This is a genomic window from Klebsiella sp. JN_Kp126 (assembly GCF_033843325.1).
In the GTDB taxonomy this organism is placed as follows: domain Bacteria; phylum Pseudomonadota; class Gammaproteobacteria; order Enterobacterales; family Enterobacteriaceae; genus Klebsiella; species Klebsiella michiganensis.
Map to the genome: position 1 here is coordinate 151068 of NZ_JAWXQV010000041.1, position 18347 is coordinate 169414.

Annotated in this window: 12 protein-coding genes; 7 read left to right on the top strand and 5 right to left on the bottom strand. The window is 58.6% G+C overall.

Annotated elements, in window-relative coordinates; genetic code table 11:
• Position 1: 1 nt before the first annotated feature.
• Genes gspE through gspC form a run of 3 tightly spaced genes read right to left on the bottom strand, consistent with a single transcriptional unit; the run spans position 2 to position 4314 of the window.
• Positions 2–1495, bottom strand: a complete 1494-nt coding sequence (gene gspE / locus SIK97_RS02690) for a type II secretion system ATPase GspE (protein ID WP_025107369.1) — start codon at positions 1493–1495, stop codon at positions 2–4.
• Positions 1492–3438 (bottom strand): GspD family T2SS secretin variant PulD, encoded by a 1947-nt coding sequence (pulD, locus tag SIK97_RS02695; protein WP_029946937.1) that lies wholly within the window; start codon positions 3436–3438, stop codon positions 1492–1494. Before pulD ends, gspE begins: the two co-directional genes overlap by 4 nt.
• A 36-nt stretch (positions 3439–3474) precedes the next feature.
• A complete protein-coding gene (gene gspC / locus SIK97_RS02700) occupies positions 3475–4314 on the bottom strand; it encodes a type II secretion system protein GspC (RefSeq protein WP_057173049.1) in 840 nt (279 codons plus the stop codon).
• Positions 4315–4667: 353 nt separating this feature from the next.
• On the opposite strand from gspC, the gene pulA reads away from it, so the two are divergent.
• Together pulA and gspB are read left to right on the top strand one after the other, a co-directional pair.
• The gene (gene pulA / locus SIK97_RS02705) at positions 4668–7940 is read left to right on the top strand and encodes a pullulanase-type alpha-1,6-glucosidase (RefSeq protein WP_048262347.1); all 3273 of its coding nucleotides are present in this window, start codon (positions 4668–4670) and stop codon (positions 7938–7940) included.
• Between the two features lie 71 nt (positions 7941–8011).
• Positions 8012–8536 (top strand): type II secretion system assembly factor GspB, encoded by a 525-nt coding sequence (gene gspB / locus SIK97_RS02710; protein WP_032748047.1) that lies wholly within the window; start codon positions 8012–8014, stop codon positions 8534–8536.
• Positions 8537–8564: 28 nt separating this feature from the next.
• Here the strand turns inward: gspB and pulS are convergent, their stop codons facing one another.
• Together pulS and SIK97_RS02720 are read right to left on the bottom strand one after the other, a co-directional pair.
• Positions 8565–8942, bottom strand: a complete 378-nt coding sequence (gene pulS / locus SIK97_RS02715; protein WP_025107373.1) for a GspS family T2SS pilot lipoprotein variant PulS — start codon at positions 8940–8942, stop codon at positions 8565–8567.
• A gap of 118 nt (positions 8943–9060) precedes the next feature.
• Entirely contained in the window at positions 9061–9195 is a 135-nt protein-coding gene (locus SIK97_RS02720) for a hypothetical protein (RefSeq protein ID WP_254903915.1), read from the bottom strand.
• Between the two features lie 319 nt (positions 9196–9514).
• On the opposite strand from SIK97_RS02720, the gene mrcB reads away from it, so the two are divergent.
• The 5 genes from mrcB (at position 9515) to fhuB (ending at position 18303) form a co-directional block, all read left to right on the top strand.
• The gene (gene mrcB / locus SIK97_RS02725; protein WP_032748049.1) at positions 9515–12067 is read left to right on the top strand and encodes a bifunctional glycosyl transferase/transpeptidase; all 2553 of its coding nucleotides are present in this window, start codon (positions 9515–9517) and stop codon (positions 12065–12067) included.
• A gap of 274 nt (positions 12068–12341) precedes the next feature.
• A complete protein-coding gene (gene fhuA / locus SIK97_RS02730; protein ID WP_032694389.1) occupies positions 12342–14591 on the top strand; it encodes a ferrichrome porin FhuA in 2250 nt (749 codons plus the stop codon).
• A 45-nt stretch (positions 14592–14636) separates the two neighbouring features.
• Positions 14637–15434 carry a Fe3+-hydroxamate ABC transporter ATP-binding protein FhuC gene (gene fhuC, locus SIK97_RS02735; protein WP_004098728.1) on the top strand — a complete coding sequence of 266 codons (798 nt, stop codon included), beginning with the start codon at positions 14637–14639 and terminating at the stop codon, positions 15432–15434.
• Entirely contained in the window at positions 15434–16324 is an 891-nt protein-coding gene (gene fhuD / locus SIK97_RS02740; RefSeq protein WP_014227987.1) for a Fe(3+)-hydroxamate ABC transporter substrate-binding protein FhuD, read from the top strand. Before fhuC ends, fhuD begins: the two co-directional genes overlap by 1 nt.
• The gene (gene fhuB, locus SIK97_RS02745) at positions 16321–18303 is read left to right on the top strand and encodes a Fe(3+)-hydroxamate ABC transporter permease FhuB (protein ID WP_057173048.1); all 1983 of its coding nucleotides are present in this window, start codon (positions 16321–16323) and stop codon (positions 18301–18303) included. The genes fhuD and fhuB overlap by 4 nt, the downstream gene beginning before the upstream one ends.
• Positions 18304–18347: the final 44 nt, after the last annotated feature.

Genomic DNA, 18347 nt, shown 5'->3' on the forward strand with positions numbered 1-18347 from the left:
GTCAGGAGGCCTCCGCGATCTGCTGTTCGCTAACCCGCAGCACCTCTTGCCAGCTGGTGATCCCCGCCAGCGCCTTGTCCCGTCCGGCGTGGCGCAGGGTGATATAGTCCGCCCCCAGCTGCTGGATCAGCGTCACCTCGTTTTCGCCGCGGTGGATTGCCATACGCACGCGATCGTCCACCAGCAGCAGTTCGTGAATGCCGGTACGTCCGCGATAGCCGGTAAAGCCGCACTCGGCGCAGCCCCGGGGCTGCCAGAGCGCCGTGCCGGGAGCGATCTCCATCTGGCGGGCGGTGTCGGCATTCGCCGGTTCCTGCTGGCGACAGTGCGGGCAGAGCCGGCGCACCAGCCGCTGCGACATCACCGCCAGCAGCGAGGTGGAGAGCAGAAAAGGCTCAACGCCCATATCCTGCAGGCGCGAGATGGCGCCCAGCGCGCTGTTGGTGTGCAGCGTTGAGAGCACCAGATGACCGGTTAGCGAAGCCTGAACGGCGATCTGCGCCGTTTCGCCGTCGCGAATTTCGCCCACCAGCACCACGTCAGGGTCCTGGCGCAAAATGGCGCGCAGCCCGCGGGCAAAGGTCATATCGACTTTCGCGTTAACCTGGGTCTGACCGATGCCCTCCAGCTCATATTCGATAGGATCTTCAATGGTCATGATGTTGCGCTCGCGGGCATCGAGGCGGCTCAGCGCGGCGTAGAGGGTGGTGCTTTTTCCCGAACCGGTCGGCCCGGTCACCAGCACGATGCCGTGCGGGCGGGCGATCAGTCCATCCACCTGCTGAAGCAGCGCGGGCGACATGCCGAGGGTCAGCAGGTCGAGATTGACGCTGTTTTTATCGAGCAGACGCAGCACAACGCGTTCGCCGTAGCTCGACGGCAGGGTGGAGACGCGCACGTCGACGGCGCGTCCGCCAATGCGCAGCGCCATGCGACCGTCCTGAGGAATGCGCTTTTCGGCGATATCAAGGCTCGCCATCACCTTAATGCGCGAGATCAGCAGCGCAGCGAGGCGGCGCTGGGGGCGCAGAATTTCGCGCAGTACGCCGTCGACGCGAAAGCGAATTTGCAGGTGGCGTTCATAGGTTTCGATATGAATATCCGACGCTTTCTCTTTGATAGCCTCGGTGAGCATGGCGTTAATCAGGCGGATAATCGGCGCGTCGTCTTCGCTATCCAGCAGGTCGTCGGTGTCCGGCAGCTCTTCGGCAAGGGTGTACAGATCCAGCTCGTTGCCGATATCCGCCATCATGCGCCGGGCCTCGGCGGAGTCGCGCTGATAGCTCAGCACCAGCAGCTTTTCGAACGCCTCCGCTTCCAGTCGCTCGAGGCTGAACGGCATCCCGGCCACCCTGCGGGCTTCCAGCAGCGCCTGCGGCGCGGTGGCGGCGAGGCAGAAAACCTCGCAGCTTTCGCCGTTGCTCAGGAGCATCACGTTGTGCGCGCGGGCGTAGCCGAAGGGGAGCAGCGGGCGTCGTTCAGCGGCGGGGGTCATAGATTGCCTCCCAGATTGAAGGCGTCGATGGCGGCGCTGACCTGGCGGAACGCGGCGGTATCCTGGCGCGGGTAGATCTCCAGCAGATCGTTACTCAGCATCGCGTCGTTGTTCTCTTTGCCGCGCTGTTTGCTCTGGGCGTCGTTAAACGCGGTGTACTGCCCGGATGAAGCCTGACGGTACTCGTCGCGGTCGCGGATCACCGTCGGGCGGATAAACAGCATCAGGTTGCGCTTGGAGACCTTTTTGCTGGTGGAGCGGAACAGCGCGCCAATCACCGGGATGTCGCCGAGCAGAGGGACTTTGTCGGCGGTGTCGGAGACGCTTTTATCCAGCAGTCCGCCGACGACCACCGTTTCGCCGCTGCCGACCAGCACGGCGTTATTGACCGTACGGGTATTGAAGGTCGCGCCGAGATCCGAGCTGGTGCTGGAGGCGGCGTCCGCCACGCTGGAGACTTCCTGTTCGATCTCCAGCAGAACCGAATCGCCTTCGTTGATCTGCGGCTTCACTTTTAGCTTGATGCCGACGGTTTTGCGCTCGACGGTATTGAAGATGTTATCGCCGGAAGTGGTTTGCGAGCCGGTCAGCACCGGGACCTCCTGGCCGACGTTAAAGGTGGCTTCCATGTTGTCGAGGGTGACGATACTCGGCGTCGCGAGAATATCGTTCTTGGTGCTGCTGGAGAGGGCGGTTAACAGCATCGCCCAGTTGCCCTGGTAGAACCCGGCGGCAATGCCGTTGAAGGAGCTTAAGGCGCTTGCCAGCGAGCTGCTGACGGTGCCGTCTTTGTTGTACTGGTTGGCCCCGGCGATGGCCGTGGATATCGGCAGACCGCTGTTGGTGAACTGGGTCATCCCGGCATTTTTATTGGCCCACTGGATGCCGAGGTTCAGACCGTCAGCGTCCTGCACTTCGGCGATAATCGCTTCGACCAGTACCTGCGGGCGGCGGATATCCAGCTGGGCGATCACCCGCTCCAGATCGTTCATTACGTCCGGGGCGGCGGTGACAATCAGGGCGTTGGTCTGACCGTGCGCTTTGATAATGATATTTTTATCCAGCGCCGCCACCGGCTTCGCGGCCTGCTTTTCGCTCTGCATCGTGCTGCTGATGCCGGTCAGCACTTCCACCAGGTCGGAGGCTTTGGCGTATTTCAGGTAGATCACTTTGGTATTGCCCTGGGTCGCCTGCTGGCGGTCGAGCTGCTTAATCATGGCGATGATCCGCTGGCGGGAGTTCGGCTCGCCGCTGACCAGCACCGCGTTGGTGCGTTCATCGGCCACCACGTTGGCGACCATTGAGCCGGGCAGCGCCGATTTGCTGGTGTCTTTGTTGAGTTCGGTCACCAGCTTGACCACATCGGCGGCGGAGGCCCAGGCGAGGGGAACGGTCACCACGCTGCGGTCTCCGGCGTTATCGACGCGTTCGACGATGGTTAGCAGGCGCTTGATGACCGCCGCGCGGCCGGTCATCAGCAGGACGTTGGAGGGTTCATAGTGCACCACGCTGCCCGCGCCGGCGTTATCGTTAAGCTGGCGCAGCAGCGGCGCCAGATCGCGGGCCGCGACGTTGGTCAGGGGCACGACGCGGGTGACGACCTCATCGCCAATGCCCGGCGCGGCATCGCTCGCCACCGGCACCGCGGCGGTTTTCGCATCCTTCGAACGAACGACTTTCAGGACGCCGTTATTCATATTAATCACCGCGAAGCCATAGACATCGAGGACGCTGAGGAAGAATTGATAATATTGCTCTTCGTTGAGCATATCGTAGCTGCGCACGGTAATGGTGCCGCGTACGCTGGGATCGATAATGACCGTTTTATTCAGGTTTTTACTCACCGTATTGATAAATTCCTGAATATCGGTGCCCTTAAAGCTGGCGGAAAACTCTTCCGCCGCGGCCGGTTTGAATAACAGCGCGGCGAATACCAGCAGCATCAGGGAAAATGGGCGAATGACGTTGGCGATGATCAATTATTCATCCCTCAGGGCTAGATAAATATCTTGTTTCTGGCCGTCGCGTTCAACGGTAAGAGTTATTTCAGTTAATTCCGGTAGCTGGGCTAATGCCTGGCGGGACTGTTCTTTATCGCGAAGATCCAGGCCGTTTAGGGCTATCGCCAGATCGTTTTCCTTGAGACCCGCCAGGCGAAATAGCGCCGGGTCTTTGCCCGAATTCAGACGATATCCGCTGAGCTTGTCGTTAACCATGACCGGCGAAATATTGAGGTAATGAAGAATATTTTGCGGCTGCGCGCGGAGCTCCTGCGCCAATTGGCGGGCTGGCGGCGCGGCGCTATTTTTGCCGGCGGCAGGCAGGTCGTTAAACAGCGGGATAGCCTCATTTCTGCCGCGGTAATTAACAATCAGGCGGTCGGGGAAAATGGCGACGATTTTCGCCTCTCCGCCCGGCGTGCTATCGCCAATCCCGAGGCTAACCTGTTGATTCCCTTTCATCATGATGGCAATGGCGCGAGAGGGAACGGTGCTGGCGAGCAGGCCGGTAACGCGCAGTTTGAGCGCCGATACGGGCGCCTGGTCGAGGTTGCCGCCGTGCGCGGAGGCGGAGATTTTCTCCGCAAGGCCAAACAGCGTAAAGCGCGGCAGCGCCGTTTCCGGGGAGGGGGTTGCGGGCGCCGTCATATCGGCAGGGCTCAATGCGTTATCCGTAAAGTTTACCGGGAGAATTATTTTCCAGGTTAATTGGGCGAGCTGCTGGCAGATAAAAAATAATATGATGGACGTCACAATATGAGGCGCGTAATTAATTATTTTTTTATTTGATATTGTTAGTCTCATCACGGAATTATGCATTTTTATTCCTTTGCTCATTCTATTTCCCTCAGCAAAAGGTACCGCCCTACCGATATTGGTGGGGCTTTTTTTATTGTGAGCGTGCTTATTGCGGGAATCTGCGTAGGTCGCTGCGAATCATAAAGAGTTTGGCTATTGCGGTCGTCATTCCCTTTTTATTTTTTCTCCTCCGGCCGCCTACGCCCCCACGTAATGAGCGAATGGATGATTGAACCGGAGAGAGCAAGAATATCTAATTATCGGCGCTTTAAAGATATGCTCGTTATTTTTTTTATGGTGCTTAAGTGCGCCAGGAATAGTTTCGCGTATATAACACTTCATATAATTTAATCAGCATGTATAGGGACTATCGAATGCTCAGATATACCCGTAATGCCCTGGTTCTGGGATCGCTGGTTTTACTTAGCGGCTGCGATAACGGATCCTCTTCTTCTTCCTCTGGAAATCCCGACACTCCTGGTAATCAGGATGTGGTTGTACGTTTACCTGACGTTGCCGTACCCGGCGAAGCGGCCACGGCGACAGAAAAGCAGGCGGTCATTCACCTGGTGGATATCGCCGGCATTACCAGCAGTAGCGCTGCGGACTACAGCAGTAAAAACCTCTACTTATGGAACAACGAAACCTGCGACGCGCTGAGCGCGCCGGTAGCGGACTGGAATGATGTCAGCACCACGCCGAGCGGCAGCGATAAATATGGCCCGTACTGGGTGATCCCGCTCAACAAAGAGAGCGGCTGTATTAACGTTATCGTTCGCGACGGCACCGATAAGCTGATCGATAGCGACCTGCGGGTGTCGTTTGGCGACTTTACCGATCGTACGGTATCGGTGATCGCCGGCAACAGCGCGGTCTATGACTCCCGCGCCGACGCCTTCCGCGCCGCTTTTGGCGTCGCGCTGGCCGAAGCCCACTGGGTCGATAAAAATACGCTGCTGTGGCCGGGCGGGCAGGATAAGCCCCTCGTGCGCCTCTACTACAGCCACAGCAGTAAAGTGGCGGCCGACGGCGAAGGCAAATTTACCGACCGCTACCTGAAACTGACGCCGACTACCGTCAGCCAGCAGGTCAGCATGCGCTTCCCGCACCTTTCCAGCTATGCGGCCTTTAAGCTGCCGGACAACGCCAACGTTGACGAGCTGCTGCAGGGCGAAACGGTCGCCATTGCCGCCGCAGAGGACGGGATCCTGATTTCCGCCACCCAGGTACAGACGGCGGGCGTGCTGGATGATACCTATGCCGAAGCGGCGGAAGCCCTGAGCTACGGCGCGCAGCTGGCCGACGGCGGCGTCACCTTCCGCGTCTGGGCGCCGACCGCTCAGCAGGTGGATGTGGTGGTCTACAGCGCGGACAAAAAAGTGATTGGCAGCCATCCGATGACCCGCGACAGCGCTTCCGGCGCGTGGTCGTGGCAGGGCGGTAGCGATCTGAAAGGCGCGTTCTACCGCTATGCGATGACGGTTTATCACCCGCAGTCGCGCAAGGTTGAACAGTACGAAGTCACCGATCCGTATGCGCATAGCCTGTCGACCAACTCGGAGTACAGCCAGGTGGTCGATCTCAACGACAGCGCCCTGAAGCCTGACGGCTGGGATAGCCTGACGATGCCGCATGCCCAGAAGACAAAAGCGGATTTAGCGAAGATGACGATTCATGAATCGCATATTCGCGATCTCTCCGCCTGGGACCAGACCGTTCCGGCCGAACTGCGCGGTAAATACCTTGCGCTGACCGCCGGCGACAGCAATATGGTGCAGCATCTGAAGAAGCTCTCCGCTTCAGGCGTCACGCACGTTGAACTGCTGCCGGTCTTCGATCTGGCGACGGTGAACGAGTTCAGCGACAAAGTCGCCGATATTCAGCAGCCGTTCAGCCGCCTGTGCGAAGTGAACAGCGCGGTGAAAAGCAGCGAGTTCGCCGGATACTGCGACAGCGGCTCCACCGTGGAAGAGGTGCTGAATCAGCTTAAGCAGAGCGATAGCCAGGATAATCCGCAGGTGCAGGCGCTGAATACGCTGGTGGCACAGACCGACTCCTACAACTGGGGCTACGATCCGTTCCACTACACGGTTCCGGAAGGCTCCTACGCGACCGATCCGGAAGGCACGACGCGCATCAAAGAGTTCCGCACCATGATTCAGGCGATCAAGCAGGATCTGGGGATGAACGTCATTATGGACGTGGTATACAACCACACCAACGCCGCGGGCCCGACCGACCGCACGTCGGTGCTGGATAAGATCGTACCCTGGTACTATCAGCGTCTGAATGAAATTACCGGCAGCGTTGAATCCGCCACCTGCTGTTCCGACTCTGCGCCGGAGCATCGGATGTTCGCCAAGCTGATCGCCGACTCGCTGGCGGTGTGGACCACGGACTATAAAATCGATGGCTTCCGCTTCGATCTGATGGGCTATCACCCGAAAGCGCAAATTCTGTCGGCGTGGGAGCGCATTAAGGCCCTGAACCCGGATATCTACTTCTTCGGCGAAGGCTGGGACTCTAACCAGAGCGACCGTTTTGAAATCGCCTCGCAGATCAACCTGAAAGGTACCGGCATCGGCACGTTCTCCGATCGCCTGCGCGACTCCGTGCGCGGCGGCGGCCCGTTCGATTCCGGCGATGCTCTGCGTCAGAACCAGGGCGTCGGCAGCGGCGCGGGCGTGTTGCCAAACGAACTCGCCAGCCTGAGCGATGACCAGGTGCGTCATCTGGCCGATCTGACCCGTCTGGGCATGGCCGGTAACCTCGCTGACTTTGTGATGATCGACAAAGACGGTGCGGTGAAGAAAGGCAGCGAAATTGACTATAACGGCGCGCCTGGCGGCTATGCCGCAGACCCGACGGAAGTCGTCAACTATGTTTCGAAGCACGACAACCAGACGCTGTGGGACATGATCAGCTATAAAGCGTCCCAGGAAGCCGACCTGGCGACCCGCGTTCGCATGCAGGCCGTTTCGCTGGCGACGGTGATGCTCGGGCAGGGGATCGCTTTCGACCAGCAGGGTTCTGAACTGCTGCGCTCGAAATCCTTTACCCGCGACTCCTACGACTCCGGCGACTGGTTCAACCGCGTGGATTATTCCCTGCAGGATAATAACTACAACGTTGGGATGCCGCGCATCAGCGATGACGGCAGCAACTATGACGTGATTACTCGCGTCAAAGAGATGGTTGCCACTCCGGGCGAAGCGGAGCTGAAGCAGATGACCGCGTTCTACCAGGAGCTGACCGAGCTGCGTAAATCCTCCCCGCTGTTCACCTTAGGCGACGGCAGCGCGGTGATGAAGCGCGTTGATTTCCGTAATACCGGTTCAGACCAGCAGGCCGGTCTGCTGATTATGACCGTGGATGACGGAGTGAAAGCGGGCGCCAGCCTGGATAGCCGTCTTGACGGCCTGGTGGTGGTGATTAACGCCGCGCCGGAAAGCCGTACGCTGAATGAGTTTGCCGGTGAAACGCTGCAGCTGAGTGCGATCCAGCAGGCGGCGGGTGAAAATTCGCTGGCAAACGGCGTGCAGATTGCCGCTGATGGCACGGTCACGCTGCCGGCATGGTCTGTGGCGGTGCTGGAAATGCCGCAGGGCGATGCCCAGGGCGCCGGGCTGCCGGTCAGCAGCAAGTAAGACCTGAACCTCCCGGCCCGCGGCGTCATAACCACGGGCCGGGATGGCGTGTCTTGATTAAGGAGAAGCCCGTGCTTGTTCGTCAGCAAGAGCCGTACCCGCAGTCCGCGCCCCCGGCGGTGGTTGGAAAAATGGTGCAGATCCCCTATGTGACCGTACCGCTGTACGCCGCGCTGCTGATTGCGCTCGGCTGGTTCGGCGGCGAGCAGTGGCGGAATAAGCCCGAGCCGCAGCCGATGAGCCAGCCAGTAGCGCATGCGGCGTTAGTGCCGCTGAATCAACCGGCGGTCAAAACTGCCGTGACGGCGGTTAAAGCCGAGCCAGAAATGAAGGCTGAACCAGAAATAGCGATCGATGAAGATACTCTGCCGCCTCTGCGCTATAGCGCGCACGTCTACGCCTCGCTGGCGGAGAAACGCAGCATTGTATTAAACGGCCAGTCCTGGAAGGAGGGCGACTCGCCGCTGCCGAACCTGGTTATTGAGCAGATTCAGCAGGATCTCACCGTATTTAGCTTCAACGGTAAAACGTTTACCCTCGCGGCGCTGGATGACTGGCCGGGCGGGGCGATTGAGGAGAGTCCGCAGGCTGAATAAAATAGTGCGAGCGGAATAAAAATAAGCGCTATTTATTGCCGCGCAGGCTATCAATAAATGGCGCCAGCTGGCGATTAAACTGGCTGCATTTTGTGGCTTCCGGGGTACTGTCCTGCTGGAGCTGTTGATATAGCTGCGTGCTGCGCTGACTTAGCAGATTATCGTCAATATTCGCCCATCCGCGTTTTTTACCCACGTTTATTGCCGCACGATTAATCGCTTCATCGGCGGGCAGATCGCTGCGGTTGCATTTATTCTTCAGATAGCGCGCCCCGGCGGCGACGGAGGCAAGCTGCTCAAGCTGGGCCTGGCCGCTCACGGCAGGACTGAGGGTTGTCGAACGATTTTGCTGACAGCCTGAGAGCAGGGCGACCGCCATAAGCGGGAATAGAATAAAGTTGCGCATAATATATTAATCGGAAAAATTAATTGGCTGACAGTTTAACAAATATTTGTCCGCAGTCATCAGAAAATCTGCCAAATTATCAATGTTAAGCGGCTCGCTTTTTTATCATTGTCGTCTTTTAAATTTCTTTTTCTTTCACCTGCATGATTTTTCTTTTACGGCGGAAATATTCTTTCCCGCCGGCGCCGTTCCGGTTTCTTTGGGCGGCCTGCGGATCGATACGGGCGCACATTTTTATGTTGTTAAAAAACATAATAATTTCCCTTTCGTTATTCGATGAGGATGTAAAATGCTGGTTAAGAATGTCGCGGTTTAGTGCTATCCTGTATCGCCTGGACAATCCGTTCCGTGTCCCGAACTATTCTGATGATGAAACGTGTAACAAGATGATTTGTATGGTGAATTTTTAAAGTGAAAATCATACGAGCGACATGATAACGCGTCGCGCAGTACATAAATGGTCGCCTGAAGGCCAAAATATTCGGGCGTCAATTTGAGAGATTTCTTCTTTCCCCCATTCGGGGAAACATTGAGAATCAGGCCTTTACGCCTGTAAGTTGCGGAGAAAAAGCATGGCGGGAGATGACCGCGAGCCGATCGGACGTAAGGGGAGACCCTCGCGCCCGGCAAAACAAAAGGTAACTCGCCGTCGGGTCCGGGAAGAGGACTACGACGACGATTACGATGATGATGACTATGAGGATGAAAAACCGATGCCGCGGAAAGGAAAAGGCAAAGGCGGTAAACCCCCTCGTCGTAAACGCGCCTGGCTATGGCTGCTGATTAAGATTGGGGTCGTCTGCGCGGTATTGATTGCCGCCTATGGCGTCTACCTCGATCAGAAAATCCGCAGCCGCATCGACGGTAAAGTCTGGGATCTGCCCGCCGCGGTTTATGGCCGGATGGTCAACCTTGAGCCGGATATGCAGATCAGCAAAAACGAAATGGTGCGCCTGCTCAACGCCACGCAGTATCGCCAGGTGAGCGCGATGACGCGTCCGGGCGAATACACGGTACAGGCCAACAGTATCGAGATGATCCGCCGTCCGTTCGATTTCCCGGACAGTAAAGAAGGGCAGGTGCGCGCGCGTCTGACCTTTAATGGCGATCGTCTGGACACTATCGAGAATATGGATAACAACCGCCAGTTCGGTTTCTTCCGTCTCGATCCGCGCCTGATCACCATGCTGCAATCGGCCAACGGCGAACAGCGTCTGTTTGTTAAGCGCAACGGCTTCCCGGATCTGCTGGTCGATACCCTGCTGGCGACGGAAGATCGTCATTTCTACGAACACGACGGTATCAGCCTCTACTCGATTGGCCGCGCGGTGTTGGCGAACCTGACCGCCGGGCGTACGGTGCAGGGGGCGAGTACGCTGACCCAGCAGCTGGTGAAGAACCTGTTCCTCTCCAGCGAACGTTCGTACTGGCGCAAGATTAATGAAGCCTATATGGCGCTGATCGTCGATGCCCGCTACAGCAAGGATCGTATCCTTGAGCTGTACATGAACGAGGTGTACCTCGGTCAGAGCGGCGATAACGAGATCCGCGGCTTCCCGCTGGCGAGCCTCTATTACTTTGGTCGTCCGGTGGAAGAGCTAAGCCTCGATCAGCAGGCGCTGCTGGTGGGGATGGTAAAAGGCGCGTCGGTTTACAACCCGTGGCGTAACCCGAAGCTGGCGCTGGAGCGACGCAACCTCGTGCTGCGTCTGCTGCAGCAGCAGCAGGTTATCGATCAGGAACTGTATGACATGCTGAGCGCGCGTCCGCTGGGCGTACAGCCGCGCGGCGGGGTGATCTCTCCGCAGCCGGCGTTTATGCAGATGGTGCGCCAGGAGCTGCAGGCGAAGCTGGGCGACAAAGTGAAAGATCTCTCCGGCGTGAAGATCTTTACCACCTTCGACTCGGTCGCGCAGGACGCGGCGGAAAAAGCGGCGACGGAAGGTATTCCGGCGCTGAAGAAACAGCGTAAGCTGCCGGATCTGGAAACCGCGATGGTGGTGGTCGACCGCTTCACCGGCGAGGTGCGGGCGATGGTCGGCGGCGCGGAGCCGCAGTTTGCCGGCTATAACCGCGCGATGCAGGCGCGCCGTTCAATTGGTTCACTGGCAAAACCGGCGACCTATCTGACCGCGCTAAGCCAGCCGAACCAGTATCGTCTCAATACCTGGATTGCCGATGCGCCTATCTCGATTCGCCTGTCCAACGGCCAGACGTGGTCGCCGCAGAACGACGATCGTCGCTACAGCGATAGCGGTAAAGTGATGCTGGTTGACGCGCTGACGCGTTCAATGAACGTGCCGACGGTGAACCTTGGGATGGCGCTGGGTCTGCCGGCGGTGGTCGATACCTGGACTAAGCTGGGCGCGCCGAAGAATCAGCTGAACGCCGTGCCGTCTATGCTGCTGGGGGCGCTGAACCTGACGCCGATTGAAGTGGCGCAGGCGTTCCAGACCATTGCCAGCGGGGGTAACCGCGCACCGCTGTCCGCGCTGCGTTCCGTTATCGCTGAAGATGGTACCGTGCTCTATCAGAGCTATCCGCAGGCGGAACGTGCGGTGCCGGCGCAGGCGGCGTATATGACGCTATGGACCATGCAGCAGGTGGTGCAGCGCGGTACCGGTCGCCAGCTGGGCGCGAAGTATCCGGGCCTGCATCTGGCGGGTAAAACCGGGACCACCAACAACAACGTTGATACCTGGTTTGCCGGTATTGACGGCGGTCAGGTGACCATTACCTGGGTGGGTCGCGATAATAACCAGCCGACCAAGCTGTACGGCGCCAGCGGCGCGATGTCAATTTATCAGCGCTACCTGGCTAACCAGACGCCGACGCCGCTGGTGCTGACTCCGCCTGAAGACGTGGTGGATATGGGCGTCGATGGCAGCGGTAACTTTGTCTGCAGCGGCGGCATGCGCTCGCTGCCGGTATGGACGACCTCGCCGGACGCGCTGTGCCGCCAGGGCGAACAGATCCAACAGCAGCAGCTTGAGCAGCAGCAGGCGAATAACCCGTTCAATCAGTCCGGGCAGCAGCCGCAGCAGCAAAATCAGCAGCAACCGCCGAAGCAGGAGAAGAGCGATGGCGTAGCGGGCTGGATTAAGGATATGTTCGGCAGCAATTAACCCGCCGCTGCATCCTGTAAACCGGCGCTGTGTCGGTTGAATGGAGGCGGAAATATAGGCCCTCTACTACCCCGGTAGTAGGGGGCCTTTTTATCTCTGTCATTTAATTAACAGCCGTTTAACCCCACACTTACCGTCTGGTTATTTATTCATCCTTTGATCGCTCACAGGGGGCATATTTCTTGCCTTGCCGCGCGCGTTTCGCCTATTATGTCACCCGTTATAATAATAATTCTCGTTTACGTTATCATTCACTTCTATTAGAGATATACCCATGGCGCGTCTTAAAACTGCTCAGCCAAATCACTCGCTGCGTAAAATCGCAGTTGTAGTAGCCACGGCGGTTAGCGGCATGTCTGTTTATGCACAGGCGGCAGTTGAACCGAAAGAAGAAACCATTACCGTCACCGCCGCTCCGGCCCCGCAGGAGAGCGCCTGGGGACCGGCAGCGACCATCGCGGCGCGACAATCGGCCACCGGTACCAAAACAGATACTCCTATTCAAAAGGTGCCGCAGTCTATTTCCGTGGTGACCGCCGAGGAGATGGCGCTACATCAACCGAAGTCCGTTAAAGAAGCACTGAGCTATACGCCTGGCGTTGCCGTGGGAACGCGTGGTGCCTCTAATACTTATGACTATCTGATCATCCGCGGTTTCGCTGCTGATGGCCAAAGCCAGAATAACTTTCTGAATGGCCTGAAAATGCAGGGTAACTTCTATAATGATGCGGTGATTGATCCCTATATGCTGGAGCGTGCGGAAGTTATGCGCGGTCCGATTTCCGTACTTTACGGAAAGAGCAGCCCGGGTGGTTTGCTGAATATGGTCAGCAAACGTCCTACAACGGAGCCGCTAAAAGAAGTCCAGTTTAAAATGGGCACCGATAATCTATGGCAGACCGGTTTTGACTTCAGCGATGCGATTGACGAGGACGGCGTTTATTCTTATCGCCTGACTGGTCTGGCACGCTCTGCCAATGCACAGCAGAAAGGCGCTGAGGAGCAACGTTACGCGATTGCACCCGCTTTTAGCTGGCGCCCGGATGACAAAACCAACTTTACGTTCCTCTCCTATTTTCAGAATGAACCGGAGACTGGTTACTACGGCTGGTTGCCGAAAGAGGGAACGGTGTCACCGTTACCGAACGGTAATCGTCTCCCAACCGACTTCAATGAAGGCGCCAACAACAACACTTACTCACGTAATGAGAAAATGGTTGGCTATAGCTTTGACCACGAATTCAACGATACCTTTACCGTGCGCCAGAACCTGCGTTACGCGCAAAATAAAGTTTCGCAGAACAGTGTCTACGGCTATGGGATGTGTTCTGACCCACTTTATTCGAGCAACCCAGCCACCAGCCCTTGCGCCAGTGTTCCCCAGTCACAATGGGGCCATACGCTGACCCGACAGTACGTAATTGATAATGAAAAATTACAGAATTTCTCTGTCGATACCCAGTTGCAAAGCAAGTTCGCGACCGGCTCAGTAGATCATATCCTGCTGACTGGCGTTGATTTCATGCGGATGCGTAACGATATCGATTCCTGGTTTGGCTATGCGGGTTCAGTGACGCCATCCGATATCTATAATCTCGATCGCAGCGATTTTGATTTTGGTTCGCACCCAGGGCCATCAGGTGCTTATCAAGTGCTGAATAAACAGAAACAGACTGGTCTTTACGTACAGGACCAGGCGCAGTGGGATAAAGTGCTGGTTACTCTGGGTGGTCGTTACGACTGGGCGAAACAGGATTCGTTGAACCGTGTTACCGCGACGCAGAGTTCCAGAAATGATAAACAATTTACCTGGCGCGGTGGTGTTAACTACCTGTTCGATAATGGTATAACGCCTTATTTCAGCTATAGCGAATCGTTTGAGCCAGCCTCGCAGACTGGCGCAAGCGGTAATGTTTTTGCTCCGTCTAAAGGTAAACAGTACGAAGCTGGTGTGAAATACGTACCCAACGATCGTCCTATTGTGATTACCGGTGCCCTCTATCAGTTGACCAAAACCAATAACCTGATGGCCGATCCTGCAGGTTCGTTCTTCTCGGTTGAAGGTGGTGAAATTCGTTCGCGCGGCGTGGAGATTGAAGCCAAAGCTGCGCTTTCCGCTAGCGTCAACGTTGTCGGTTCTTATACCTATACCGATGCGCAATACACTACGGATACCACCTACAAAGGTAACACGCCGGCACAGGTGCCAAAACATATGGCATCACTGTGGGGGGACTACACCTTATTTAACGGCCCGCTGTCTGGACTGACATTGGGTACTGGCGCACGTTTCACTGGCTCCAGCTATGGTGATCCAGCGAACTCCTTTAAGGTGGGTAGTTACACGGTTGTTGATGCATTAGTCCGTTATGACCTGGCCCGCGTGGGTATGGCGGGTTCTAACGTGGCGCTTCACGTGAACAACTTGTTTGACCGAGAGTACGTGGCAAGCTGCTTTAATACTTATGGCTGCTTCTGGGGCGCTGAGCGCCAGGTTGTGGCGACCGCGACTTTCCGTTTCTAACCACTTAACGGGCGCGGTTCGCCGCGCCTCTGACCAGGTTCCGTTATGCAGGAAATCACTCCGCACTCCGATACGACGTTTTCACTGGACCGCGTGACCTTCCGCGTGCCCGGCAGAACGCTGCTGCATCCTCTGTCGTTAACCTTCCCGGCGGGAAAAGTCACGGGCCTGATTGGCCATAACGGCTCCGGCAAATCGACGCTGCTGAAAATGCTTGGCCGCCATCAGGCGCCCTCGGACGGGGAGGTTTTGCTCGACGGTCAGCCGCTCGACAGCTGGGGCAGTAAAGCCTTTGCCCGCAAAGTGGCTTATCTGCCGCAGCAGCTGCCGCCGGCGGAAGGCATGACGGTGCGGGAGCTGGTGGCGATCGGCCGCTATCCGTGGCACGGAGCGCTGGGGCGTTTTGGCGCGGCGGATCGGGAGAAAGTGGAAGAGGCGATTGCGCTGGTCGGGCTAAAACCGCTGGCCCACCGGCTGGTGGACAGCCTCTCCGGCGGTGAACGCCAGCGCGCGTGGATTGCCATGCTGGTGGCTCAGGATAGCCGCTGCCTGCTGCTCGATGAACCGACCTCGGCGCTGGATATCGCCCACCAGGTGGATGTGCTGGCGCTGGTCCATCGCCTCAGCCAGCAGCGCGGGCTGACGGTGATCGCCGTACTGCATGATATCAATATGGCGGCGCGCTACTGCGACTATCTGGTTGCGCTGCGCGGCGGTGAGATGATCGCTCAGGGAACGCCCGCGGAGCTGATGCGCAGCGAAACCCTGGAACAAATTTACGGCATCCCGATGGGGATCCTGCCGCATCCGGCTGGCGCAGCGCCGGTAAGTTTTGTCTATTGATGGAAAACCTCACATTTATCACGCGGCGGCGCCTGCTGACCGCAATGGCGCTGTCTCCGCTGCTGTGGCAGATGCGCGGCGCGCGGGCGGCGGAAGTGGATCCGCAGCGTATTGTCGCGCTCGAATGGCTGCCGGTAGAGCTGCTGCTGGCGCTGGGCGTTACGCCCTACGGCGTTGCCGATATCCCTAACTACCGGCTGTGGGTCAATGAACCGGCGCTGCCTGATTCGGTGATTGACGTCGGGCTGCGTACCGAGCCCAATCTGGAGCTGCTGACGCAGATGAAGCCGTCGTTTCTGGTCTGGTCGGCGGGATACGGCCCGTCGGCGGAAAAGCTGGCGCGTATAGCGCCCGGACGAGGATTCACCTTCAGCGACGGCAAGCGCCCGCTGATGATGGCTCAGCAGTCGCTTGGCGAAATGGCTGATCTGATCGGCAGGCAGCGGGAGGCGAAGCGCCATCTGGCGGAATTTGACGCGCTGATGGAGAGCCTGCGACCGCGCTTTGCCCGCCGCGGCGATCGTCCGCTGCTGATGATTACTCTGCTTGATAGCCGTCACGTGCTGGTTTTTGCGCAAAACTGCCTGTTCCAGGAGGTGCTCGACCGCTTTGCCATCAAAAATGCCTGGCAGGGCGAAACCACCTTCTGGGGCAGCGTCACCGTCGGTATTGACCGGCTGGCGGCCTACAGAGACGCCGACGTTATCTGCTTCGACCACGGCAATGCGCGGGAGATGGCGCAGCTTATGGCGACGCCGCTGTGGCGAGCGATGCCGTTTGTTCGCGCAGGGCGTTTTCAGCGCGTCCCGGCGGTGTGGTTCTATGGCGCGACGCTATCGGCGATGCATTTTGCCCGCGTGCTGGCCGACGCTCAGGGAGGCCCGGCATGAGATCGCGAATTTCGCCTTTGGCGACATCACTGCTGTTGACGCTCCTTCTCGTCGCTGCTGCGCTGACGCTGTTCAACCTCAACGTGGCGCTGCCGCGAAGCGAATGGGGGCAGGCGCTTTGGCAGCCGAATATCGATAATATCGCTCAGATGCTGTTCCACTACAGCCTGCTGCCGCGGCTGGCGATATCGCTGCTGGTCGGCGCCGGGCTGGGGCTGGTGGGCGTGCTGTTCCAGCAGGTGCTACGTAACCCGCTGGCGGAGCCGACGACGCTCGGCGTGGCGACCGGGGCGCAGCTGGGCATGACGGTCACCACGCTGTGGGCGATCCCTGGCGTGCTGGCGTCGCAGTTCGCCGCGCTGGCCGGGGCGTGCATTGTCGGCGCGCTGGTGTTTGGCGTGTCGTGGGGCAAACGCCTCTCGCCGGTGACGTTGATTCTGGCAGGGCTGGTGGTGAGCCTGTACTGCGGCGCGCTTAATCAACTAATGGCTATTTTCCATCACGATCGGCTGCAAAGTATGTTTCTGTGGAGTACCGGTACCCTGACGCAGACCGACTGGAGCGTGGTGCAGCGGCTGTGGCCGCAGCTGCTGGGCGGAGCGATTTTAACGCTACTGCTGCTGCGTCCGCTGACCCTGATGGGGCTGGACGACGGCGTGGCGCGCAACCTCGGACTGGCGCTCTCGCTGGCGCGGCTGGGGGCGTTGACCATGGCGATTATCATTAGCGCCCTGTTGGTGAATGCGGTGGGGATTATTGGCTTTATCGGCCTGTTCGCGCCGCTGCTGGCGAAGATGCTGGGCGCGCGTCGCCTCCTCTCGCGCCTGCTGCTGGCGGCCCTGATTGGCGCGCTGCTGCTGTGGCTCTCCGATCAGGTTATCCTCTGGCTGGCCCGGGTGTGGATGGAGATCTCCACCGGTTCGGTGACCGCGCTGATTGGCGCGCCGCTGCTGCTATGGCTGCTGCCGCGCCTGCGCAGCATTAGCGCGCCGGTGATGAACGGTGGCGATAGCGTGCTGGCTGAACGGCAACATGTGCTGTGGTTCGCGCTGGGCGGGCTGGCGATTCTGCTGCTGGCCATCGTCGCGGCGCTGGCTTTCGGCCGCGACGCGCAGGGCTGGCACTGGGCCAGCGGTACGCTACTGGATGAGCTAATGCCCTGGCGCTGGCCGCGCATTCTGGCGGCGCTGTTCGCTGGCGTGATGCTGGCGGTGGCGGGCTGCATTATCCAGCGCTTGACCGGTAATCCGATGGCCAGTCCGGAAGTGCTTGGGATCAGCTCGGGCGCGGCGTTTGGCGTGGTGATGATGCTGTTCTTCGTGCCGGGAAATGCCTTTGGCTGGCTGCTGCCCGCCGGTAGCCTCGGCGCGGCGGCGACGCTGCTGGTCATTCTGATTGCCGCCGGACGCGGCGGGTTCTCGCCGCATCGCATGCTGCTGGCGGGGATGGCGCTGAGCACGGCGTTTACCATGCTGCTGATGATGCTGCAGGCCAGCGGCGATCCGCGAATGGCGCAGATCCTGACGTGGATTTCCGGCTCAACCTACAGCGCCACGCCGGAGCTCGTGATGCGCAGCGGCGCGGTGATGCTTATTCTGCTGGCGCTGACGCCGCTTTGCCGACGCTGGTTGACGATTCTGCCGCTGGGCGGCGAGGCGGCGAGGGCGGTCGGGATTGCGCTGACGCCGTCACGTATCGGGCTGCTGCTGCTGGCGGCATGTCTGACCGCGGCCGCAACCCTAACGATTGGCCCGCTCAGCTTCGTGGGGTTAATGGCGCCGCATATTGCGCGTATGATGGGATTCCGGCGTACGATGCCGCATATGGCGATCTCCGGCCTGATTGGCGGAGTGCTGCTGGTGTTCGCCGACTGGTGCGGCCGGATGCTGATGTTCCCGTACCAAATCCCGGCAGGATTGCTGTCGACGTTTATCGGCGCGCCGTACTTTATCTATCTGTTGAGAAAGCAGAGCCGGTAGCGTTTCACCATCGCGATGCCCGGCGGGCGTCGCGATGTTATAAA